This window comes from bacterium, assembly GCA_019912885.1.
In the GTDB taxonomy this organism is placed as follows: domain Bacteria; phylum Lernaellota; class Lernaellaia; order JACKCT01; family JACKCT01; genus JAIOHV01.
In genome coordinates this window covers 1-21,856 of the sequence record JAIOHV010000090.1, presented here as the reverse complement: position 1 = coordinate 21,856, position 21,856 = coordinate 1, and the positions used below count along the sequence as shown (strand labels likewise).

General features: G+C 63.2%; 19 protein-coding genes. 11 read left to right on the top strand and 8 right to left on the bottom strand.

Translation table 11 applies throughout. The annotated features are described in order from the left end of the window. Nucleotides 1-162 precede the first annotated feature (162 nt). Together crcB and K8I61_07515 are read right to left on the bottom strand one after the other, a co-directional pair. Nucleotides 163-552: a fluoride efflux transporter CrcB gene (gene crcB / locus K8I61_07520; protein MBZ0271871.1), complete on the bottom strand. Its 390-nt coding sequence runs from the start codon at nucleotides 550-552 to the stop codon at nucleotides 163-165. Between the two features lie 159 nt (nucleotides 553-711). Further along, nucleotides 712-2,769, bottom strand: a complete 2,058-nt coding sequence (locus tag K8I61_07515) for a cytochrome c3 family protein (protein ID MBZ0271870.1) — start codon at nucleotides 2,767-2,769, stop codon at nucleotides 712-714. A gap of 438 nt (nucleotides 2,770-3,207) precedes the next feature. Here K8I61_07515 and K8I61_07510 point away from each other — a divergent pair, with 438 nt between their 5' ends. From K8I61_07510 to K8I61_07480, 7 genes are all read left to right on the top strand, one after another. After that, a complete protein-coding gene (locus K8I61_07510) occupies nucleotides 3,208-5,361 on the top strand; it encodes a NapC/NirT family cytochrome c (protein ID MBZ0271869.1) in 2,154 nt (717 codons plus the stop codon). Further along, nucleotides 5,351-6,334, top strand: coding sequence for a cytochrome c3 family protein (locus tag K8I61_07505; protein MBZ0271868.1), 984 nt, complete (start codon nucleotides 5,351-5,353; stop codon nucleotides 6,332-6,334). The genes K8I61_07510 and K8I61_07505 overlap by 11 nt, the downstream gene beginning before the upstream one ends. After that, a complete protein-coding gene (locus tag K8I61_07500; protein MBZ0271867.1) occupies nucleotides 6,331-7,119 on the top strand; it encodes a 4Fe-4S dicluster domain-containing protein in 789 nt (262 codons plus the stop codon). The genes K8I61_07505 and K8I61_07500 overlap by 4 nt, the downstream gene beginning before the upstream one ends. Continuing rightward, a complete protein-coding gene (gene nrfD, locus K8I61_07495) occupies nucleotides 7,119-8,276 on the top strand; it encodes a polysulfide reductase NrfD (GenBank protein ID MBZ0271866.1) in 1,158 nt (385 codons plus the stop codon). Before K8I61_07500 ends, nrfD begins: the two co-directional genes overlap by 1 nt. An 80-nt stretch (nucleotides 8,277-8,356) precedes the next feature. Further along, on the top strand, nucleotides 8,357-9,634 hold the full coding sequence (gene hisS, locus K8I61_07490) for a histidine--tRNA ligase (GenBank protein ID MBZ0271865.1): 1,278 nt from the start codon (nucleotides 8,357-8,359) through the stop codon (nucleotides 9,632-9,634). Next, nucleotides 9,631-10,659, top strand: a complete 1,029-nt coding sequence (locus K8I61_07485; protein ID MBZ0271864.1) for a zinc-binding dehydrogenase — start codon at nucleotides 9,631-9,633, stop codon at nucleotides 10,657-10,659. The genes hisS and K8I61_07485 overlap by 4 nt, the downstream gene beginning before the upstream one ends. Next, complete coding sequence (locus K8I61_07480) at nucleotides 10,659-11,840, top strand: NAD-dependent epimerase/dehydratase family protein (protein ID MBZ0271863.1); 1,182 nt, start codon at nucleotides 10,659-10,661, stop codon at nucleotides 11,838-11,840. The genes K8I61_07485 and K8I61_07480 overlap by 1 nt, the downstream gene beginning before the upstream one ends. Nucleotides 11,841-11,852: 12 nt before the next feature. Here K8I61_07480 and K8I61_07475 read toward each other — a convergent pair whose 3' ends face one another. Then, the gene (locus K8I61_07475; protein ID MBZ0271862.1) at nucleotides 11,853-12,689 is read right to left on the bottom strand and encodes a polysaccharide deacetylase family protein; all 837 of its coding nucleotides are present in this window, start codon (nucleotides 12,687-12,689) and stop codon (nucleotides 11,853-11,855) included. A gap of 178 nt (nucleotides 12,690-12,867) precedes the next feature. Continuing rightward, nucleotides 12,868-14,061, bottom strand: coding sequence for a hypothetical protein (locus tag K8I61_07470; protein ID MBZ0271861.1), 1,194 nt, complete (start codon nucleotides 14,059-14,061; stop codon nucleotides 12,868-12,870). Between the two features lie 161 nt (nucleotides 14,062-14,222). Between K8I61_07470 and K8I61_07465 the strand changes: the two genes are divergently transcribed. Continuing rightward, nucleotides 14,223-15,101, top strand: a complete 879-nt coding sequence (locus tag K8I61_07465) for a decaprenyl-phosphate phosphoribosyltransferase (protein ID MBZ0271860.1) — start codon at nucleotides 14,223-14,225, stop codon at nucleotides 15,099-15,101. Nucleotides 15,102-15,241: 140 nt separating this feature from the next. On the opposite strand, the gene K8I61_07460 is transcribed toward K8I61_07465, so the two are convergent. Then, nucleotides 15,242-16,003, bottom strand: a complete 762-nt coding sequence (locus K8I61_07460; GenBank protein ID MBZ0271859.1) for a ParA family protein — start codon at nucleotides 16,001-16,003, stop codon at nucleotides 15,242-15,244. Then, nucleotides 16,003-16,347: a hypothetical protein gene (locus tag K8I61_07455; protein ID MBZ0271858.1), complete on the bottom strand. Its 345-nt coding sequence runs from the start codon at nucleotides 16,345-16,347 to the stop codon at nucleotides 16,003-16,005. Before K8I61_07455 ends, K8I61_07460 begins: the two co-directional genes overlap by 1 nt. Before the next feature lie 300 nt (nucleotides 16,348-16,647). Here K8I61_07455 and K8I61_07450 point away from each other — a divergent pair, with 300 nt between their 5' ends. Further along, nucleotides 16,648-17,469, top strand: a complete 822-nt coding sequence (locus K8I61_07450) for an acyltransferase family protein (GenBank protein MBZ0271857.1) — start codon at nucleotides 16,648-16,650, stop codon at nucleotides 17,467-17,469. Nucleotides 17,470-17,472: 3 nt separating this feature from the next. On the opposite strand, the gene K8I61_07445 is transcribed toward K8I61_07450, so the two are convergent. Continuing rightward, nucleotides 17,473-18,426 carry a hypothetical protein gene (locus K8I61_07445; GenBank protein MBZ0271856.1) on the bottom strand — a complete coding sequence of 318 codons (954 nt, stop codon included), beginning with the start codon at nucleotides 18,424-18,426 and terminating at the stop codon, nucleotides 17,473-17,475. Continuing rightward, nucleotides 18,423-20,339, bottom strand: coding sequence for an FHA domain-containing protein (locus K8I61_07440; GenBank protein ID MBZ0271855.1), 1,917 nt, complete (start codon nucleotides 20,337-20,339; stop codon nucleotides 18,423-18,425). The genes K8I61_07445 and K8I61_07440 overlap by 4 nt, the downstream gene beginning before the upstream one ends. A 219-nt stretch (nucleotides 20,340-20,558) precedes the next feature. Between K8I61_07440 and K8I61_07435 the strand changes: the two genes are divergently transcribed. Together K8I61_07435 and K8I61_07430 are read left to right on the top strand one after the other, a co-directional pair. After that, entirely contained in the window at nucleotides 20,559-21,008 is a 450-nt protein-coding gene (locus K8I61_07435) for a hypothetical protein (protein ID MBZ0271854.1), read from the top strand. A 94-nt stretch (nucleotides 21,009-21,102) separates the two neighbouring features. Next, nucleotides 21,103-21,856: hypothetical protein (locus K8I61_07430; GenBank protein MBZ0271853.1), on the top strand; the 754-nt coding region annotated here is incomplete at its 3' end.

Below are 21,856 nucleotides of genomic sequence, written 5' to 3'. Positions count from 1 at the left end.
CCGTGCCCTCGCCCATGCCCGTGCCCGTGCCCGTAAGCGAACGCATCGCCATCCGGCGGTACACGGAGAACACGGCGGAGACACGGAGCGCACGGTGTTTCATTTCCGGTCAAACGATTCCCTGCGACATCCGTGGCTTCGCTGTACCTTCGGTGTACGACCTCACCGTATCGCCGCCAACGCCAGCCACCGCCCGGAAGCCACGGCGACAAGCCCGAGCGCGACGCTCAATGCAACATTCGCCGCGGCCGAGGCCAGGCTTCCCGCGCGCACGAGCGCGATCGATTCCCAGCCGAACGTCGAAAAGGTGGTGAACGAGCCCAGAAGGCCGATCACGAGAAACTCGCGTTGCGCCTGCGAAAGAGCCTGGCGATCCTCGACCAGCGTCATCAGCACGCCGATCGCGAGGCACCCCAGCACGTTCACGACCATCGTCCCGTACGGAAACCACGATCCGGTGAATCGGTGCACGGCGCCGGAGAGCCCGTAGCGCGCGATGGCGCCGGCGAATCCGCCCGCGCCGATGATGGCGAGCGTCATCAATTTCGGCATGCCTCGACGTTAAATCGGCCAGGCCGCGCCCGCAAGCGACCGGAAGCGGTCCGACACGGGCGGGCCAATCTTGCCATCGTCAATCTTCATTGCTCGATCTTCCCCAAAATGAAATCGGGGACTCGGCCGCCCCGAGCCCCCGACATCGACGCGCGTCCGCTACTCCGAAGGCGTCACGTCCGGTTTGGGCGGAGCCTTGGATTTCGCGGCCTCGGCGGCGGCGCGTTCGCGAATCACACGCTCGTATTCGAGCGGGAAATGATGCTTCAACTCGTCTTCGGTCATGCCGCCGTTTCCGAGCCACCACGTCGCCATGGGGGCGACGTCCGCGCGGAAGATGACGAAGTAGAAATGCCAGATGATGATCGCGAGCGTCGCGAGAATCGCTTCCATCAGGTGGATCGTCGTGGCCACGTCAAACGACCAGAACGGGAACCAGATCGAGACCCAATCCTTGAACCACAGGAACAGGCCCGTCGCGATCATGATGAGCGACCCCCAGAGCAGCGCGAGGTACTCCATCTTTTCCGGGTACCCGAACCGAGCGAACCTCGGCTTGTCCTTCGCCCGTCCGACGCTGTACGACAGCGCTTTTTTCAGGTCCAGCGCGTCTTTCATCTTCGGGATCATGTCGATCATCCAGCCGCGGCCGCGTTTGGTGCCGATGAGGTACCAGGCATGCCAGAGGGCCCAGGCCATGAATCCGACCGCCGCGACGCGATGCGCGTCCGAGCGCACGCCCTCGGCCATCTCGCCGGAGACGAACGGAACCGGCACCTTGAAGACGAGCATGAATCCGGTGAAAGCCAGGCCGAAGAAACTGGCGATCAGCAGGTAGTGCATCCCGCGCTCCATGCGGTTGAGGCGGGTGTAGAACGCCGGTTTCGGGCGGCGCCGCAAAAGGTGCATCACGCGCCGGCGCCAGTCGAGGAAGTTGTGCACGATCATGAAGCCGATGACGCCGATGATGAGCCAGAGATAGACCCACCAGACGATGTCGTTGATGCGCGCGCCGATGCTGCCTTCCGGATCGCCGTGCACCATGCCGACCACGCCCGAGGCATCGAACTTCGGATGGCACGATCCGCAGGTCTGCTGGATGTTTTCCGGATGGATCGTGCTTCGCGCGTCGGAGCTCGGATAAATGTCGTGGATGCCGTGGCACGACGCGCAGTTCGCGACCGTCGCGTCGCCAAGCCCGGCGGCCAGGCCGTGGAAGCTGTCGGAATACGACTGAATCCGTCCGCCGGCGATGCCGAAATCCTGCGTCAGCCGCTCGCGATCATGGCAGGCGTTGCACGATTTTTGCGCGACGCTGGACGGCGCGACGCGGCTGAGCGGATCGTCCGTCGGCACCACGGTGTGCTCGCCGTGGCAGTCGTTGCACGTCGGCGATTCGAAGATGCCGCGTGCAAGCGCGACGCCGTGAACCGACGTGTCGTATTGCGCCGCTTCCGACTTGTGGCACTGCCCGCACGTCGTGGAAACGTTGATCTTGTAGATGGACGAATCCGGATCGACCATCGGGCGCAGGTCGTGGCTGCGGTGGCAGTCGTTGCACGTCGCCGCGTTGAGATTGCCGCGTATGATGGCCTTGGCGTGGATGCTCTCGCGATACATCGTCACCACGTCGTGCCCGTTGCCGCCTCGGCGGCCCGCCAGCTCCACGTCCTCGTGGTGGCACTTGGCGCACGTCGCCGCCACGTTCGACTTGGCAACGCGGTTTTCCGGGTCCGCCATCGGCCGGATGTCATGCGTGCCGTGGCAGTCCGCGCACAACGCGGCCTTGCTGTCGCCGTTGCCGTTGGCGACCGAAACCGCGTGGACGCTGTTTTCATACTTCGCGCTCGCGTCTTCATGGCACGCGGCGCAACCGACCGCGTCGAGCTTCGCCGCATGGGGAAGCTCGCCCACGTCCGCGTGGCAATCGGTGCACGCGAACTCGCCGTGGATGCTCGCCGCGAATTTTTTCGCGTCGATCGTCAGCGACGGCTTTTCGGTCCGCGCGTGCCGCTTGGGCGCGGGATGAAAGCCCTCCGGCGCCGGAACAACCATTTCCGCGAGGTCATCCGGCGACATGCCGTCAAGCGTGCCGTCGTGGCAGGCGAGGCAATCGGCGTTTGTCGCCGCAAGGGCGGCCGGCGCCGCGGTTATGAGAAAGATGCCGAGCGCAAGCGATGCAAACCGGACCGGGCAAATTTTTTTCAAGGAGTACATGAAAGCCCTTTCGATCCGAGCGTTTCTCCCGCATCGGGAAAGAGCATTTCTCGTGCCGATACGCCGCCGTTTCTGAACGACCGTTCATTTTATTGGAACCGCGGATTCACGCGGCGCGCGACGCACGCAACTTACCGGAATCGCGGCCATTTTGACGCACTGCGTTAAGACGCCGCCGGGGAGTTTCGGGCGTAGCCATTTCCAATCTCCCCGGACGAGGCGCTTTCGCGCCGTTCTTGAATCGAGAAAACAGAGACTCGATGTTCTCAATCCGAGAACGACGTAGCCTCAAACTTCGCGAATTTCGTAAGGTTTTCGATAGCACGCGCGCGCAAAGGGGGCGCGTTTGTTGAACAAATCCCTCGATTTGATCCGGGTCACGTGACGCACCGCGTCGGCATCCGAATTGCTCTTTCCCAAAACGAAGGAGCGCACGCCGTGGAAAACAATCAGGACGAACTGGTCTCGCCTACCCCAAAAACGAGGAAATGGACGCCGCGGCGCATCGCGGTCGTCTTCGTGATCGCGGCGGCCGCGTTTTTCGCGTTCAGCGGCATCATGCTCGAGGTCACAAGCAAGCCCGAGTTTTGCGGGTCCTGCCACAACATGACGCCGTACATCGAGTCCTGGCGTGCCAGCTCGCACAACACCGTCAATTGCGCCCAGTGCCACTACGAGCCGGGCTTTTACAACTACCTCAAGGGCAAGATCACCGACGGCCAGGCGCACCTGGTCATCTTCATCACCGGCAAGGCGCGCGGGAAATATCACGCGGAAATCCCTGACGCGAGCTGCAAGGAATGCCATCCCACCGATCAGCTCACCGGCGAAAAGGAGTTCCAGGGCGTCACCTTTTCGCATCCGAACCACTTGAACGAGATGCGCCGCGGCAAGAAGCTGCGGTGCGTCACCTGCCACGGGCAGATCGTCCAGGGCGAGCATCTCACCGTCGATCCGCGCGATTGTTTCATCTGCCACTTCAAGGCCGACGAGAACGGCAAGCGCGATCCCGTCCTGTCCGATTGCCGCACCTGCCACACCGAAGTGCCGATGCAGATTCAGACCAACGGCCGCATGTTCGAACACGGCCGCTATTTCGACGAAGGGTCGGACTGCCGCACCTGTCACGTCGATATCGTCGCGGGCCAGGGCGAGGTGGACTACGACCGCTGCGTCGAATGCCATTCCGAACGCGAAAAAACGCTGCGCGAAATCGTTACGACGCAGTACACCTCCGAGACCTACCACAAGAACCACGTGACCGATCACAAGGTCGAGTGCTGGCGATGCCATAGCCGCATCGAGCACGAGATCGTTCGCAACCCGACAAGCGAACATTTCGGCGAAAATTGCACCGTCTGCCATGCGGACCAGCAGCATTTCGGCCCGCGCGAGTTGTATCGCGGCGTCGGCGGCGTGGGCGTGCCGGAGATGCCCTCCAAGATGTATCGGGCGAACGTCGATTGCGCGTCCTGCCACGTGAAATCGTCGACCGGCAAATACGGGACGCTCGCCACGGATGTCGCCTATCTCTCGATGGGCGCGGCCTGCGACAAGTGCCACGGCGAAGGTTACGCCGACATGCTCCATCACTGGCAGGACATCATGCGCACGCAGGAGAACGCGGCGGCCGAGCGTCTCTCCGCGACCGAAAAAGCCCTGCTGGATGCCAAGAAAAAGGTTTCAATTCGGACATACGAGAAGGCGGCGGCGCTCATCGGCGACGCGGCGCACAACATTCGCCTGGTCCGCGTCGGCCGCGGTCACCACAACATGGAGTATGCGCTGAAGCTCCTCGAGGCCGCGAACGTCATGGGCGAGCAGGCCAGGGAGCTGCTGATCGAGGATTACGAGCCCGAGAAGGTGCAACCGTTCGAGATGACGTGCACGAACCTGTGCCACAGCGAGATGAGCACGCGAAAGGTGACGCTCGGCAGCGTGAACTATCCGCACAAGACGCATATCGACGAGATGGGCTTTGCCTGCACGGAATGCCACGGCGGCATGGACAAGCACGGCGAGAACCACTTCACCAACTGCGCCGACTGCCACCACGGTGAAGGGCAGGGCAAGGTGACCTGCGCCGACTGCCACCAGGACATCGCGGGCCTGGTCGCGGGGACGGCGGGCGTCGGCGCGAAAAGCGAGCCCGACGAGATGAACGCGCAGCTCGAGTGCGTCAACTGCCACACGCAGATCGCCGAGGGCTCGGAGACGACATCCGAGGTCATTCTCGCGACGTGCGTCGAATGTCACGAGGAAGGCTACGACAAGAAGGCGGCCGAGTGGACGCAGTCGATCCGGAAGGGCCTCGCCGGGCAGAAACCGAAGCTCGAACAGTTGCGCAAGGACGTGGATATCCGAAAGGCGAACGGCGCGAACATCACCAAACTCGCGAACCTCCTCCTTCGCATCGAGTCCAACAACGAGCTCATCGAGGGCGAGCGCGGCCAGCACAACCTGCCGCACGCCATGAATCTTTTGAAAGCCAACGACACGATGTTTGACCGCGCGCGCGAACTGATCAAGGACGAGCACGGCCCGGCCAAGCCGATCGATACCATTGCCGAGGGAAATCCTCATGACGAGTGATGCGGAAAAGAACCCGCCCGGCCACGGCGCGCGTGCCGATTACCGGCACATCTACCGTTTTTTGGCGGTCATCGGCGGTGCGCTCGCCGTCGCGCTTTTGCTCAAGGGGTTGATGGTGCCCGAAACGTTCGGCGACATCGGGCACTATCGCGCCGCGGCGGTTCCGCTCAATGAAAACCTCCGCGAGCCGATGTTTCAGGGCAAGCAAAGCTGCGACACGTGCCACGACGAGATCGTCGCGCAGCACGCCAAAGACGTCCATCAAAATGTCGAGTGCGAAAATTGCCACGGCCCGGCCAACAAGCACGTGCTCTGGGGCGACGGCGAGCTCGAGGGCGACGGCCCGTTCATCGATGTCCCCAAATCGAAGGAGACCTGCCTGGGTTGCCATCAGCGCCTCTACGCGCGCCCGGCGGCGTTCCCCCAGGTCGATCCGGAAGAGCATTACCGCGTGCGCGAGGTCAACGATCCCGAAACGCCGTGCTTCTCGTGCCATAGCCCGCATGAGCCGCTGTTCCTTGAGACGAGCCTTTCCGAATCGCGCAAGCACCCGATGATCTATCAGTGCGCGAACTGCCACCGCGACGAGGTGAAGGAAACGGCGCCGCTGCCGACGCCGCATCCCACGGTGTTTGACTGCGGCTACTGCCACGAACAGGTGCAGGCGGACTTTGAGCAACGCCCCCACGCGGAACTCGGGTGCGGTACGTGCCACCAGTTCTACGTCGAGTCGGAGCAAGCCGGCCGCATCGTCAAGCACACCGATCCGCGATTCTGCCTGCTGTGCCACGAGGATCGCGCGTTCGTCACATCCGACAACAAGCCGGTCATCACGTGGCCGGAACACCGTGAGGAAATGTCCGGCGGCGAGGATGTCGGAGACAAGACCTGCGCCGATTGCCACCGCGACGCCTTCCATCACGAGTTCACGCGCACGAGGACGGATGCCCTGGCGCCGGAGGAGATGCCATGACGGCTCCGGATGAGAAAAAACCGACGGCGCCCGATCGGCGCGAGTTTCTCGCCCGGTGCGGGCAGGTCGCCCTCGGCGGTCTGTTCGTCATCAAGTGCACGCCCGCGCTCGCCGATCTGGTCGCGTCCGACGGCGCGGACGATATTCCCGAGTGGGCGTACGCCGTCGATACCACCAAGTGCATCGGCTGCGGCGCCTGCATGCGCGCGTGTCGCGCGGAAAACAACGTCCCCGAAAGCCAGTTCCGCACGTGGGTCGAGCGGTACGAAATCCGCGGAGACCATGCCGTGCGCATCGACATCGCCTCGGACGAAAACAACGCGACGTTCCTTTCGAACGCCACGCCCGCCGCGGAAGCGAAAGACGGCCGGGTCAAGGCGTTTTTCGTTCCGAAGCTCTGCAATCACTGCGAAACGTCCGTGTGCGTTCAGGTCTGCCCGGTCGGCGCGACGTTCCGCACGAAAGACGGCGTCGTTCTCGTGGATCCGGAACACTGCGTTGGCTGCGGATATTGCGTGCAAGCCTGCCCGTATTCAACGCGTTTCATCAACAAGGAAACGCACACCGCCGACAAATGCACGCTCTGCTACCACCGCATCACCAAGGGCTTGCTGCCGGCGTGCGTGCAATCGTGCCCGGTCGGCGCCCGGATCTTCGGTAACGTCAAGGATCCGGATAGCGAAATCTCGCGTGTGCTTCGCGAACGCCGCTACACCTTGCTCAAGCCGGAGCTCGGAACGAATCCGCGCTGCTACTACATCGGCCTGGACATGGAGGTCGTCTGATGTTCGAGTTCGTCTTCCCGAACGATCTGAACGTCACCTGGTCGGTGATGATCGTTCTGTATCCCTACATCACGGGCCTCGTGGCGGGTGCGTTCATCGTCTCGTCGCTCTACCACCTGTTCGGACAGGAGGCGTTGAAGCCGGTCGCGCGTTTCTCGCTCGCGTCGGCGTTCGTCTTTCTGATCTTCGCGCCGCTGCCGCTGCTCATCCACCTGGGGCATCCCGAGCGCGCGTTCAACATCATGATCACGCCGAACTTCCAGTCCGCGATGGCCGGTTTCGGATACATCTACACCGCTTACCTGATCGTCGTTGCGATCGAGGTCTGGCTTGTCGTACGCGAGGACCTGATCGCTCGCGCCAGGGGGACCGGGCCAATCGCGCTCTTGTGCCGTGCGGCGCTGCTTTTCAATGTGCGTTCCACCGAAGCGACGCGGGCGGCCGATCACCGTGCGGCGAAGTTTCTGGCGGGCCTCGGCATCCCCATGGCGTGCCTGCTGCACGGCTACGTCGGGTTCCTGTTCGGATCGCTGAAGGCGAACCCCTGGTGGTCCACGCCCCTCATGCTGATCATTTTCATCTTCTCGGCGATCGTGTCGGGCATCTCGATCCTCGTTTTCCACTACATGACGATCTCGCGCATCAACGGCTGGAAGCTCGACCGCCCGTGCGTGCGCACGATGGGGAAGTTCCTGTGGGGCTTCATGATCATCGCCGTCTCGCTCGAATTGCTCGAGGTCATGTCGGTCGCCTACAAGCAGACGGAGGAATGGGAGATCATCGGCAAGCTCATCGGCGACAAGCTGTTCTGGTCTTACATCGTCCTGCAGTACCTCGTCTTCTCGCTGATTCCGTTTTTCCTTCTGGCGGCGAACGCCCTGTTCAAGCTCAGGCTGAAGGTCTCGAACACCGTCGTCTTCATCGCGGCGTCGATGCTGCTCGTTCAGGTCATCCTGATGCGCTGGAACGTCATCATCGGCGGACAGATGCTTTCCAAGAGCGGCCGCGGCTTCACAAGCTATGTTCCGGGCATCTTTGAAAAGGAAGGCCTCATCACGGCGGCGATCATCTTCACCGCGCCGTTTCTGATCCTTTACCTCTTCCATCGCGTCGTGCCGCTTTTCCCCGTGGAGGCGATGCAGAAAAAGACCGCGTAGCGACCGCTCCCGCCGCTCGCCGTTTTGATCGCGGCTTCGCCCCGTTGGACGCGATGCGTCAAACATGCTAGCGAATCCGCATGACGACAACCCGCGCCATCACCGGCTTTCAGGATATTCTCCCCGAGCGCGCCGAGCTGTTCTGGCGGCTTGAAACCGCCGCGCGCGAGGTGTTCCGCCGCTATGGCTTTCGCGAAGTCCGTCTGCCCGAGATGGAATACACGGAACTGTTCGCGCGCGGCATCGGGCAGACGACGGATATCGTCGAAAAGGAGATGTTCACGCTCGCCGACTCGAAGGGGCGCGCGATGAGCTTGCGTCCGGAGGGGACCGCGGGCGTCGTGCGCGCGTACATCGAAAACGGCCAGCACGCCACGGCGCCGCAGGCGCGCTGGTTCTACGGCGGCGCGATGTTCCGGCACGAACGCCCGCAGAAGGGACGGTTCCGCCAGTTCCACCAGATCGGCGTGGAGGCGTTCGGCTCGGAAGACCCGATGCTCGACGCGGAGATTATCGCGCTGCTCATGGACATCTTCGCCTCGGTGAACGTCGCCGGGACGCTCGAGATCAACAGCATCGGCGACCTCGAAAGCCGCGCGGCGTACAAACAATCGCTCGTCAAATATTTTGGCGTGCGCGAGGCCGAGCTTTGCGACGATTGCAAGCGGCGCCTGCGCACGAACCCGATGCGGATTCTGGATTGCAAAAATCCGACGGATCGACAGATCGCTTACGACGCGCCGTCGATCCTTGATCACCTGAACGATGCGAGCGCGGAGCACTTCGCGCGCGTCAAGGCGTATCTCGACGCGGCGGGCGTGGCGTACGCGGTCAATCCGCGCATCGTTCGCGGGCTCGACTATTACACACGCACCGCGTTCGAGGTGACGACCGACCGCCTCGGCGCCCAGAACGCCATCGCCGGCGGCGGGCGCTACGACGGCCTTGTCGAGGCGCTGGGCGGACCGGCGATCGCGGGCATCGGATTCGCGATCGGCATCGAGCGCGTGGTCGAGTTGATGTCGATGGAAGCGCGGGGCGCCACAAACGACGCGGACGTGATGCTCGTGCCGATGGGCGAGGCGGCGCGCGTCGCGGCATTTCGGCTAGCCCGTCGCCTGCGCGAGGAAGGCGTCTCGTGCCTTGTCGGGCTGGACGGGCGCGGGCCGAAGGCACAACTCAAACGCGCGGACCGCGCGGGATGCCGCTTCGCGCTTGTCATCGGCGACAACGAACTGGCCGGCGGCGCGATCGAGGTGAAGGACCTGGGCGATGAGCGCACGGCCGCGCCGGACGTCAACGCGGTACGTCTGGCGAAAGCCTTTGCGGAAACGGTCGCGGAAGGGAAGAAGGCATGAAGGCGATTCGGCTGCACGCGCACGGCGGCGTGGAGAACATCCGCGTCGACGATATCGACGATCCGCCTGCGCCGGCAGCGGGCGAGATTCAGGTGGCGATCAAGGCGGGCGCGCTCAATCACCTGGACATCTGGGTTCGCAACGGCCTGCCGGGCCTGTCGCCCGAACTGCCGATGGTGATGGGCTCGGACGCCGCGGGCGAGGTGGTCGCCGTGGGCGAGGGCGTCGATTTCGCGTCCGGCGAGCGCGTCGTGCTTTCGGCCATCGACAATTGCGGGCGCTGCGACATGTGTCTTTCCGGCGAGCAGAGCCAGTGCCGCCAGTTCCGCATGCGCGGCGAACACGTGAACGGATTTTTCGCCGGCCGCGTCAACGTCCCGGCCCTGGCGGCGCGGCGCATCGCGGACGATCTGTCGTACGAGGACGCCGCCGCGGGGTTCCTCACGTTTCTCACCGCGTGGCGCATGCTCATCACGCGCGGGCGTCTTCGCCCCGGCGAGACCGTGCTGATCCACGGCATTGGCGGAGGACTCGCGCTTGCGGCGCTGAACATCGCGACGCTGTTCGCGGCGCGGGTCATCGTCACCTCGTCCGATGACGGCAAGCTCGAAAAGGCGCGCGGATTCGGCGCGGCCGATGCGATCAATTACAAGACCGAAGATGTCGCGCGCCGGGCGTACAAACTGACGGCCGGGCGCGGCGTGGATGTCGTGGTTGATTCCGCCGGCGGCGACGCATACAGCGCGTCGTTAAAGGCCCTGCGCCCCGGCGGACGCCTGGTCACGTGCGGGGCGACGGCGGGCGCGAATCCGCCCGCGGACATCACGCGCATCTTCGCCAAGCAGATCGACGTGCTCGGCAGCACCATGGGCAACGCGCGGGAGACGGACGAGGTCGTCGGCCTGATGAATCGCGGCAAGCTGCGCGCATCCATCGACCGCGTGTTCGACGCGGCCCGGATCCGCGAGGCGCACGCGTACCTCGAATCCGCCGAACAGTTCGGCAAGGTGGTCTTGACTCTTTGATGGCCGCGAGCGAATCGCCGAAGGACGGGGAATGCGATCTTGTCACCGGCGCGTGCGGATTCACCGGCGCGCACCTGACGCGCATCCTTCTGGCGCAAGGCCGGCGCGTCATCGCGGCCGATCTTCCCCGCGCCATCGAGCATCCCAAGACGCGCTTTGTCGCCCACCGAATCGGTCTTGACCGCGAGCACCCGAATCTTGTCGCCGCGCCAAGCGACCTGACAAAACCGGAAACGCTCGCGCCGATCTTCGAGAAAAACGTGGCGCGCGTGTTCCATACCGCGTCGCTGTACGACTACTCCGCGGGCCTGGAGATTCTGAGGAGAATCAACATCGACGGCACGCGCAACCTGCTTGACGCCATGCGCGGAAAGCCGGTGCGGCACTTTGTCCACTGGAGCACGTGCGGCGTGTTCGGAAAGCCGTATACGGCCGCACAAGGCTGGGCGAACGTGCCGTTCACCGAGGAAAGCCCGTCGCCCAAAACCACGCCAATCGGAGCGACGCGGCCCGCCGGAACGCCCATCGTCAACGACTATTCGCAAACGAAGTTTGAACAGGAACAGATGGTGTGGGCCGAACATCGCGAGCGCGGATTGCCGCTCACGGTCGTGCGTCCCGCGCCGGTGTACGGCCCGGGCAGCGACTACGGCCACGGCGGCATCGTTATCGCCATCGCGCGCGGGTTCTTGCCGGTGATTCCGGTCGACGCACGCCATTACATTACGACCTCCGTGCACGTCGAGGATGTCGCGGGATTCGCGGCGTGGATCGCCGATCGCGGCGAGGCGATCGGCGAGGACTACAACGTGGTGGACGACAGCGTCATTTCGTACGACGAATTCCTGCGCTACATCGCGCTATTGGTCGGGCGCAAGCCGCTTGCGCTTCCGTTCGTGCCGATGCCGGTCCTTCGCCCGCTCATGGTCGCGGCGGCGCGCATGCTGCGGGCGCTCGAGGAACGGTTTCGCCTGCCGCGTCCGCGCGTTTTCGAGGTCGGTTCCGCGACCTACGTCGCTTCGAGCTACTGGATCGCGAACGACAAGAGCAAGGCGGCGGGTTATACCTACAAATATCCCGACGTGAAGGCGGGCCTGCGCGACACGATCCGCTGGTTTCGCGATGCGGGATGGCTTGAACGCGATTATCGGCCCGCGGGAATCTGGCGGGAGAATTTGTAGCGCGGAAGATTATCAGACGACGTCGAGAAACATCGACGTCGGAAGGGCCGCGATCGAGCCGAGGCGCGCGAGCACGTTGCCGCGCATCAGCCAACCGCTTTGATCGCGCCGCCGCTCCAGTTCCGTCAACGGGACGATCCGGTACCCGTCGCTGACGAGTTCCCCGGCGATCTGTTCGAGCGCGCGCACCAGCGCGGCGTGCGAATCGTGAAAGAGAATCGCCCCGCCTTGCGTCGCGACAATCAGGTGACGCACCGTGGCCGCGATTTCCTCCGGCGCCGGCCAGCGCCAGTCCGAGGAATCGACTTGCCACATCACCAGCCGAAATCCGTGCTCGCGAAGAAACGAACGCACAATCCGGCGCGAGTGGCGATCCCCGCCGCGCATCCACGGAAGCCCGTACGGCGGGCGGAAATAGCGGTGCGGATACCCGTCGGGATAGCGGTCCTTGAGAATCTCATCGACGATGTTTTGCGTGCGAAGGATCTGGTCCCGCAGCACCTCGGGCGTCGGCTCCAGCAGCTTCGGATGGTCATACGTGTGGTTGCCGATGACGTGCCCGAGCTCGTCGAGCCTGCGCACGATCTCCGGGTATTTCTCGCAGCGTCGCCCCTGCACGAAAAACGCGCCGCGAATACCGAGCTCGCCGAGACAATTCGCCGTCTCTTCCGTGAAATGGCGGCGCGGACCGTCGTCGAACGTGAAGCACACGTTTCGCCCGAAATTGTCGTGCGTGAACACTCCGCCCGCGAGGTCGTCGCCCTCGATCCGATGGCGCACGAGCATCATCGACCGCTTGGTCTGGCGGGCGAGCAGGTTGCGGATATTTCGGGTTAGCCCATTCATCATAATGATTTTTACGTATCGGTTCCGCGCTGAAAACTCATGAGGAAAGCTGCCGCTTCCAAATATCCCCAATTCGCGAATTTTTCGCAACCGAAGTCGTAAAGGTTGAAATAATCGCCACACTCCACCACGAGCGATTCGGCCAGGCGCCGTATCTGTTGACGTGATTTTGAACGCGCGTTCAATCGGGGCAGGTCAAAACGGGAAAAACGTTCCGATCCGCCGGTGACGCCAGACCCAGAAAATAACTTCCGCCCCAGGCCGCCATGCCCGCGGAGACGCGCAACGAATGCCGCGCCTCGGCCGGCCGCGCGTCGGCATAAGCCGTCATCGCGCCGAGCGCCGCGGCCTTGGACGCGAGGAGAAAATCGATCGACAGATCGACAAGCCGCGCGTAATCGCCGGCGGTCAGGTTGTCGAGCGGGATCGTCTCCCACACCGCGCGCCCCTGCTCGACAAAAAAAGCCGCGTTCTCCGTCAGCGCGTTCATCGCCGACCATGCGTCGTTCAGCGGCAGGCGCAGCTTGATGATCGCGTCGTCGTATCGCGCAAGAAACGCCCACGGCAAATCCGGACCGACGCAATCGAGAAGTTGTCCCGGCACGCACGTGAGCGCGCCGGACGGCGGCTCGCTGCCCGCCGGCGGATGCTCGATGATCTGTTCCAGGTAGCCGAGGTTGTATGCATACAACGCGAGCATGACGCCGATCCGGCGGCGTGCCGATTCGATCGCGCCGGCGTCGCCCGCGCCCGCGGCGTCGTCCAGGCGGGCCGCGATCCACCCCGCCATCCAATCGAAAGGAAGGCGCAATCCGGCGAAAGGATCGCCGCCGCGCGCCTTTTGGCCCGGGCCGGCGAGCACGTCGCGCAGCCACAGGCCGCCGAAATAGCCGGAGATGTATAGATCGCCCATCAACGTCTCGGGCGTCGCGGGTGCGCCGGAATCGAACACGAGGTCAAACGAATCCATCGGAAGCGCGCCGAGGAAAAATTCCTGCGCATTCGTGTCGTCGCCGTGCGCCGCGCAATACGCCGTGGCGAGATCCTCCATGAACGTCTCGTCGATGACGAACGCATCGTTCGGCCAAAACGGGTAGGGCGGAAGGACGATATCCGCGCGCCCCGGAGCGTCGTCGTCATCATTGTCATCGTCGTCGTCCGGGCGGTCGTCGTCATCGAACGATGCGTCGTCGTCCGCCGCCGCGTCGTCGTCGTCGCCCGGGTCTGAGGTGTCGTCCGGTTCAGCGTCCGGGAGCGAGGAGTCGTCGACTTGATCGCCCGCTCGGACGGACACGTCGCCGCATCCGGCAAGCGCGACGACAAACGATAAAACCGTGATCGGGAAACACGCGAACGCGCGGCGAATGCTTCGCATGGGGAACCTCGCGGATGTCGATTCGATTATCCGCGTGCCCGTTGGCGCATGCAACGTCATGCACGCCGTTGCCCTCGATCCTCGATCCTCAATCCTCAATCCTCAATCCTCTTTCCTGGCTCCGCTTGAGACGCCGCGCGTCGGGCACTACACTCCCGCGCGTGACCACCTTCGCCCGCCACGTCTATGTCAGCGTCCGCCCGAAACACTGGGTGAAAAACCTGCTCGTGCTCGCGCCGCTGGTGTTCGCGCAGGAGCTGGGTTCGCCGCTTCCGCTTTTGAAATCGGCGGCGGCGTTTATCGTCTTTTGCCTTTTGGCGTCGGCGTCCTACCTATTCAACGACGTCATCGACGCGGTGGGCGACCGCGTGCATCCGCTCAAGGGCACGCGGCCGATCGCGATGCGGGAGCTTGGCGGCACGAGCGCGGTCGGCGTCGCGCTGATCTTGACGGCCGTGGGCCTTTGGGTCGCGTTCGCGCTCGATCGCACGTTCGGTTTCGTCGCGGCGGCGTTCGTCGCGACGCACGTCCTCTACAGCACGATCCTGACGCGAATCGTCATCGTCGATGTCTTCACGCTCGCGGCGAACTACGTGCTGCGCGTTGTCGCCGGAGCGGTCGTGATCGACGTGCCGATGAGCCCGTGGCTTCTCATCTGCACGATGCTGCTCTCCCTGTTCCTCGGGCTTTCGGCGCGCTCGCTGGATTTCAAACTGCTCGGCGAGGAGGCGGCGCGGCACCGGTCGAGCCTTGCGCACTACAATCCGTATCTGCTCGACCAGATGATCGCGGTCATCACGAGCGCGATTCTCATCGCCTACACGCTCTACACGATCTCTCCGGAGACGGTGGCCAAGTTCGGCACGAACAAGCTCGCGCTCACTGCGCCGTTCGTGCTCTACGGCATCTTCCGCTACCTCTACCTCATCCATCAGGGAGAGGCGCAAATGTCGATCGAGCGCGCTCTGTTTTCGGACCTGCCGATGCGTATCAACGCGTTTTTGTACGCGCTCGCGACCGTGGCGATCATTTATCTTTGATTGAAGATCGAAGATTGAAGATTGCCGATTGCTTCAGGCATCGCGTCCGGTTTCGTGAATCGAAATCAGGCGTGCGCCGAAACCCTCGCGTCGTCGACGGGACGCAACTGCCGCAATCTTCGATCCGCAATCGTCAATCTTCAATTTAAGGCCGCGTCGATCTCCCGCGCGAGCGCGCCGAGCAATTCGGCGCCGCGGGAGTTCGGCGCGTATTCCCAGATCGTGCGGCCCTGGCTTTGCGCCTCGTCGATCGTGACGTTGAAGCCGATCACCGTTTGCGAGACGCGTTCGGCGAAATGCTCGCGCAGTTTGGCGAGGATCGCATTCGCGAGCCGCGTATTGCGATAGAACACCGGCACCACCATCGAGATGCGCAGGTTGTGCTTGTTGTGGTTCGCCTTGACGGTCTCCACCGTCTCCACGATCTCGGCGCAGCCGTCGAGCGCGAGATACGTGAGGTTGACGGGGATGACGATCTCGTTCGCCGCGAGCATCACGTTCAGCGTCACGAGCCCGAGCGACGGCGGCGAATCGAACACGACGATGTCGTAGCCGCGCACGCCTTTCAGTTTATTGCGAAGCAGCTCGGCGCGATCCTGGCGCGGCGCGGCGCTCGTCGGGAAATCGGTCAGGTTCTTGTTGGCCACGATGATGTCGAGCCCTTCGATGCGCGTCGGCGCGGCGGCGTCCGGAACGCTCATCGCGTCGTCGAGCAGAAGCTCCGCGCTCGTGCGTTCGACGTTACGCACGTCGATCCCGAGGCTCTTGCCCGACTGCCCCTGCGGGTCGAGGTCGATAAGCAGCACGCGCCGCCCCTTGCCCGCGAACCACGCCGCCATGTTCACGGCCAGCGTCGTCTTGCAGGTGCCGCCCTTCTCGTTGACGAACGCGATCTTGCGCATCAGCGGCGGGCGTCTTTCGCGTCGATCGCGTGGGCGAGGCGCTCGACGCGCACCAGCATCTCGTCAAGCCGCTCCTCGATGCGTTCGATGGAGCGCGCGAGCGAGAGGGCGCTTGTCGCCAGGTGGTCGTAATCGTTCTTGCTCGGTATGCCCGCGGCGGACATGGCGAGCGACACGTTGCGGTCCCAGTGCCTCTTCGCGGTCGCGACGCGGTTGACCGCGCCGCCGAGCGTTTGGGCGACGCGCGGGTTGGTCAAAAGCTCGTGACGCAGTTCCGAAAGCCCGTTGTCGGAGAGTTCACGGATCGAAGCCGCGAGGGATTTGATGTCGATCATGAGCGGCATCGTCGGCAACTCCCCGATCGCCGTCAACCACTTGTCCGCGTGCCCGTGCCCGTGCCCAAAAAAAAGCTGTCAGCATTCAGCGATCAGCAATCAGCGTCGATTTCTTTCGTACCCGCTCCCTCACGGTCGCGGTTCCAAATCCTTAAGAGATCCTCCGTGTCCTCCGTACCTTCTCTGCGCCCTCGGTGTACCGCCGAATTGCGGTTCCGCGATTCATTCCGCACTCCGCACTCCGCACTCCGCACTCCGCACTCGGTATTCCTCATTGACACGGCCCCGCCTTGGCGCGACGCTTTGCCCATGCCCGCTCCCATTATTTTCCCCGGCCGCGTCGATCACGACAGCCTGGAAAACTTCGATCTCGATTTTGTGCGCCGCCTTATGCCGATCGTCCGGCCGGGCAAGTGGTATTTTCGCTCGCGGGTTTACGGTGTCGAGAAGATCCCGGAAGGCCGCGCGATCATCGTCGGCAACCACAACTCCGGCATCACGTTTTTCGACCCGTTCCTCATCGTCGAGCACTGGTACGGCCGGCCTGGAAACGTGGAGCCGATCTGGTTCATGGCGCACGAGGCGGTGCTGAAGCTGCCGGTGCTCGGCGCGTTGCTGCCGCGCCTGGGGGCGATTCGCGCAAGCCCCGAAAACGCGCACAAGATTCTCGCGCGCGGCGGCAAGTTCGGCGTTTATCCGGGAGGCGACTACGACGCGTTCAAGCCGTATCGCGACCGCCACCGGATCGACTTCGCGGGACGCAAGGGATTCGCGCGCATCGCTGTGGAAACGAAAACGCCGATCGTGCCGCTCGCGCACGTGGGCGGCCACGAAACGTTTTTCGTGCTGACGCGCGGCGAGACGCTCGCGAAAATCCTGCGCCTCGACAAGACGCTGCGCTCGAAGGTGTTTCCGATCTCCATCGCCGCGCCGTGGGGCCTCATGATCGGCCCGATGTTCCATCTGCCGCTGCCGGCCAGGGTCGTCGCGCGTTTTGGCGACCCGATCGACACCGCGAAAATCATTCGCGGCGCCCGCTCGTTCGACGCGAAGGTCGACCGCGTTTACAACGCCGTCACCGAAACGCTGCAAGGGATGATCGACGAGATCGTCGCGGATCGGAAAAGGTAAAAATTAATTGTAGGCGTCAATTCGGTAGTCTTGATTGTCATCGTAAACGCACGACGGCGTCCAATTGTTCCAGCAATATTGGCGTTGTTCACCGTCGCCGTAATTCGATGGGTTATACGAATCGGGCTGGCCTCGTTGCGCGATAAGCATACCAATTGTCATGCCAAGCCAAATTTCGTCATCAGCTAAGCGCAGGCAGGTCATCTTGTCCCAATCTTTATTTTTGGCACATATACGCCCCGCTCGTGTTCTAGCAAATGCAGCTTGCGCTCTTTTTTCTGCCGCTACTTGCCGCCTTCTTTCAGCTTCTTCTTTTCTTTTAAATGCTTCCATTTTTCGTTTTGTTGCTTCCTCCTGTCTCCTCAAGATGATTTCAATATATTTATCCGAGTCTTTGTAACCTGGATAAAATAGCAGGAGTGATTTGTCGAAGGATTTTTGATTGAAAAGAAGAATCGCTTTTTGGTAATCATCTTCTTTCTGTCTCTCTTTTTGTTTGCCCTCTTCCTCGGTGTATTTTCGATAAATTTCATGCTGAACCCGCGTTGATTTACATCCAGAATCGCCGCGTTTGAATACATTGTTTGGCAAGCAATAGACGCCGATTAACTCAAAACGATATATTTTTTCTTTCGGTGTATCAATAAGCGTGCTAAACTGCCCGTCGCTGTTTACCGAAATCGGTTTATCGTCAATATATATCCTTGGATAAATTTCTGACCTCCAGTCAGACATCTCAATCTTTGGCGTCAACCGTCCCGATAAAATGGTCCGTTCGGAAAATGAGACAGTGTTTTTGGCTGGCGAAATAACTTCAATTTCTGGCACTGGTAATATTGCCACCTGAGCCTCGAAGTTTCTTTTTGCTTTTTTTTTCGAGTACGGTTCGCAGACGTAATCAATTAAAGCGGAGACGCCGCTTAATATCAAAACGATAATGAGCACGGATTTCTTCATTTTTTATGCCCCTTTGTCGCGACAAATTTATTGTTAATGCTTGGTAACTTATAGTCGCAAATCGCCCCGCCGCCCGGTGCAAGAACCTGTACGCGCACGCGCGCCTCGATCCCGTATTGCGGGCGCTCGATCCATGCGAGAGCGACCTGGCCGTCGTCGTTTGACGCGAGCGCCGGGCCGGCCTGGCGGAAGGTCTCCATTGCGAACGATCGCGTGTCGCCGCGCGGAGAGCCGTCCGTGGCGAATGCGCGCCAGCGCATCGACGTGCGCGCCGTTGCCGGGTCGGTCGCCTCCCAGGCGACGACGAATCCGTCACCCGCGGACGCGATCGCCGGCGCGGCGTGCGTTCCGGGTTCGTCGCTGACTTCGATTGTTTCCGACTCGTCGCCTTGCGTGAGGCGAACCATCACACCGCGTTCGTCCGCAAAGACGCGCGCGCCGCGCCCGCCGGGAAGCTCGACGATCGCCGCGCGCGCGGCCGGCGCATCGAGACCGTTTGGGGCATCTTCGGCGACGCCTGCATTCGGAAACCAGCGCGCCCACGCGGCGTCGGCGCCTTCGATCCATCCGACCACGAATCCGCCAAGCGGCGCGGGCGCGATCGCCGCGCGCGCGTCCGGCGAAAGGTGCGCGAGCAGCACGTCCGCCGGGCAGCCCGGCTCGGCGAACGATTCGCCGGCCTGCGCGGGACGGCGGCGGCGATTCGTCGCCTCCTTCGTCTTGCCCGCGAGCGCCTCCTCGAGATCGCCGCCTTCGCCCTCGTCCTCGGGCATGGCAATGTCCTTGCCCTTCGCGCGGTTTTTGTCGTGGACGTTGAGCTGCCCCTTGCCCTGGATATTCGGGATCGCGCCCGTGCCGTCGCCCTTGGCGGACTCGTCGCCGATCTTCGTGCCCTGCGCGACCTTTTCACTTTGATCCGTCTCGGCGGTGTTCTCGAAGTGCATGTCCGCCTGTCCGTCGCCGGAGGCGCGGATGCCCATGCCGCCGCCTCCGCCTCCGGACGGCGAGGACGATTCCGACTCGCCACCACCCGATCCGCCACCGTCCTTGACGGTGATCGATGCGTTGCCGCCGCCCTCGATATCGAGCGTGCGCCCCGCGCCGCCGGCTGAAGATGACGACGACGAGCCGGTTTTCGATCCGCCGCTCGCGCCGCCCGCGCCCGACCCGAACGCGCGGCCGACGACGAAATTCTTTACCTTCTCCGGGTCCATGCCGAGTTTCATCAGCACCTTTTCGGGGTCGCCCTTGGCCTTAAAGTCCTTGTATTTCTCCGGGTTCTTTTCCATATCGTCCATGACCTTGCCGACCAGTTCCTTCCAGTTTTCCTTGTCGATGCCCTTTTTCGCGGCGATCGCCTCCGGGTCGATCGCGCGCAAGATCATCGCGCCGACAACGGCAAGCGCGAGCAGCGACGCGCCGCCGATGGCCAGCTTCACCGGCGTGAGGTTGTAGAAAAACGTGTGCTTTATCTTCTCCGCCCGCGCGGATTGCTCGTGCTCGGTGAGCACGTCGAGGATCGCGTTGTGCTGCGCCTCGGCCGCCGATCCGGGTCTTTCGGCGGGCGCCGCGTCGAAAACGGGCGGCGCCGGCGCGGGCGGGGAGTCGATATCCGCAACGGCCGCGCTCGTGAAAAGCAGGTTGATATCGCCCGCGCGGATCGTCGCGCCGTCATTCACCGGCGCGGTCGACGGCACGTGCCGGCCGTTGACGTAGGTCGGCGCGTTGGCGTCGTGATTGCGAAGATACGCGCGCCCTTCGCCGCGCACGAAGATCGTCGCGTGTTCGGCCATAACGCCGCCGTCCGGGATGACGATGTCGCAGGACGCGGCCGATCCGATCGAAACGGACGGCTTTGTCAGCTCGAAGGCCTGCCCGGTCTTCGCGCCGTTTTGCACGACGAGCGTCGCCATGGCCTCTCCCGGCGCGGGGTGACTTCCGCGCGCGCGATTCCTTGTCGAGGAGACGAAAGTTTATCGCCGCCGGCGCGTTGGGCGCAACCGCGGCGCGCGTTGACCCGCCGCCGCGCGGTTTGCTAGCGTTGACGCACGCCCAACTTTCCGAACGTCGGTTCAAAACGCACCCGGCCCGCGTGTTTTTTCACGCGCGCGCCGGGCCGCAAGGAGGCCGCCATGTTGACTTCGCGCCGCGCGCTTTTTCTGTTTACCGCCATTTGTCTTATTGCCGCGCCCGCGCTCGCCGAGGACGCGAATGTCGCGGGCGAATACAAGGGCACCGTTTCGATGAACGTGAAGATCCCGATGATGGAGCAAGACGTCACGAAAAACGGCACGGCAACGGTGAAGGTCACCCCCGTTGAAGGCAACCGGTACAAGGTCGAGATCGTCACCGAGCTGTCCGACCTGCCCGGCACGAACGAAACGAGCGAATACCTGCTCGAAGGCTCCACGCTCAAGATGAACGCAACCTCCGAAATGGGCGGAATGAAGATGGTTTCGAACGGCCGTTTCACGGTGTCCGGCTCATCGATGTCCGGCGAGGTCAGCACCGTCGGCTCGGACGAGGACAGCGGCGAGATGCAGACGTCGTCGAAGGCGACGTTTCAGCTTGGCAAGACCTGACGGGGCCGTTCCGCGCGCGCGCGTTTCGTGATATTCAACGCGCACTCCGAGCGGGGCTACGGCCTTTGCGGCACTCCGTCACGATCGCGAATCCATGCCGAATACCACGCCACACGCCACGCCGCCGCTTACAATATCGCGCGCCGTGGCCGGAACGCTCTTCCTGATCCTTTCCGTCGCGCTTGTCGCGGCCGCGGCCGACCTGTTTGCCGCCGTATCCGAACACGGACGCAAGCTCGCGGGCGCGCGGGCGGCCGGCGGCATGACGGTCACCGGCACACTCGCGCTTGCGTTTGCGTTGCTTGTCGTCCTTGTCAGCGCGCTCCTACCGGCGAAGATCGCGCGCGCCGCCCTGTCGGCCCGGGCGGTCGGCGGCGCCATCGCCGCGGCGACGATGGCGGTCGTCATCATTTATCCCGGCGTGCCGCCGCATCGCCTGACCGAACAGCCGACCATCCTTATCGCGGCGTTTTTCGCCGGCGTGGCCGCGTTTGCAGCGGGGTCGCGTCTTGGTTCCGATTCCTGGCGAAGCGGCTGGCGCGGAATGGTCCGCGCGCTCGTCGCGGCGTTTCCCATCGCCGCGATCGGCGCCGCTGCCGTGATGTTCGATGTGAAGGTGACGCGCTCGCAACCGGGCGCAATCGCCGGGATCGCGGCTTTCGCAACCGTCTTCGCCGCGCTGACCGCGTTTTTTCTCCGGCGGTTCGGGCCGCGCGTCGCGCTCGTGCCGGTGGCCGTTATTGCGATCCTCACCGGCCTTGGCGGCGCGCGCGAATTGCATCGGGGGCGCGCGTCGCTTGTCATTCCCGCGCCGAAAAACGCGCCGCCCAAGGGCGTGCGCCACGTGG

Excerpts from the sequence above, each read along its gene's own strand:
- crcB (MBZ0271871.1), bottom strand. The coding sequence starts at position 552 with ATGCCGAAATTGATGACGCTCGCCATCATCGGCGCGGGCGGATTCGCC.
- K8I61_07515 (MBZ0271870.1), bottom strand. The coding sequence starts at position 2,769 with ATGTACTCCTTGAAAAAAATTTGCCCGGTCCGGTTTGCATCGCTTGCG.
- K8I61_07505 (MBZ0271868.1), top strand. The coding sequence starts at position 5,351 with ATGACGAGTGATGCGGAAAAGAACCCGCCCGGCCACGGCGCGCGTGCC.
- K8I61_07500 (MBZ0271867.1), top strand. The coding sequence starts at position 6,331 with ATGACGGCTCCGGATGAGAAAAAACCGACGGCGCCCGATCGGCGCGAG.
- nrfD (MBZ0271866.1), top strand. The coding sequence starts at position 7,119 with ATGTTCGAGTTCGTCTTCCCGAACGATCTGAACGTCACCTGGTCGGTG.
- hisS (MBZ0271865.1), top strand. The coding sequence starts at position 8,357 with ATGACGACAACCCGCGCCATCACCGGCTTTCAGGATATTCTCCCCGAG.
- K8I61_07485 (MBZ0271864.1), top strand. The coding sequence starts at position 9,631 with ATGAAGGCGATTCGGCTGCACGCGCACGGCGGCGTGGAGAACATCCGC.
- K8I61_07480 (MBZ0271863.1), top strand. The coding sequence starts at position 10,659 with ATGGCCGCGAGCGAATCGCCGAAGGACGGGGAATGCGATCTTGTCACC.
- K8I61_07475 (MBZ0271862.1), bottom strand. The coding sequence starts at position 12,689 with ATGATGAATGGGCTAACCCGAAATATCCGCAACCTGCTCGCCCGCCAG.
- K8I61_07470 (MBZ0271861.1), bottom strand. The coding sequence starts at position 14,061 with ATGCGAAGCATTCGCCGCGCGTTCGCGTGTTTCCCGATCACGGTTTTA.
- K8I61_07460 (MBZ0271859.1), bottom strand. The coding sequence starts at position 16,003 with ATGCGCAAGATCGCGTTCGTCAACGAGAAGGGCGGCACCTGCAAGACG.
- K8I61_07455 (MBZ0271858.1), bottom strand. The coding sequence starts at position 16,347 with ATGCCGCTCATGATCGACATCAAATCCCTCGCGGCTTCGATCCGTGAA.
- K8I61_07450 (MBZ0271857.1), top strand. The coding sequence starts at position 16,648 with ATGCCCGCTCCCATTATTTTCCCCGGCCGCGTCGATCACGACAGCCTG.
- K8I61_07445 (MBZ0271856.1), bottom strand. The coding sequence starts at position 18,426 with ATGAAGAAATCCGTGCTCATTATCGTTTTGATATTAAGCGGCGTCTCC.
- K8I61_07440 (MBZ0271855.1), bottom strand. The coding sequence starts at position 20,339 with ATGGCGACGCTCGTCGTGCAAAACGGCGCGAAGACCGGGCAGGCCTTC.
- K8I61_07435 (MBZ0271854.1), top strand. The coding sequence starts at position 20,559 with ATGTTGACTTCGCGCCGCGCGCTTTTTCTGTTTACCGCCATTTGTCTT.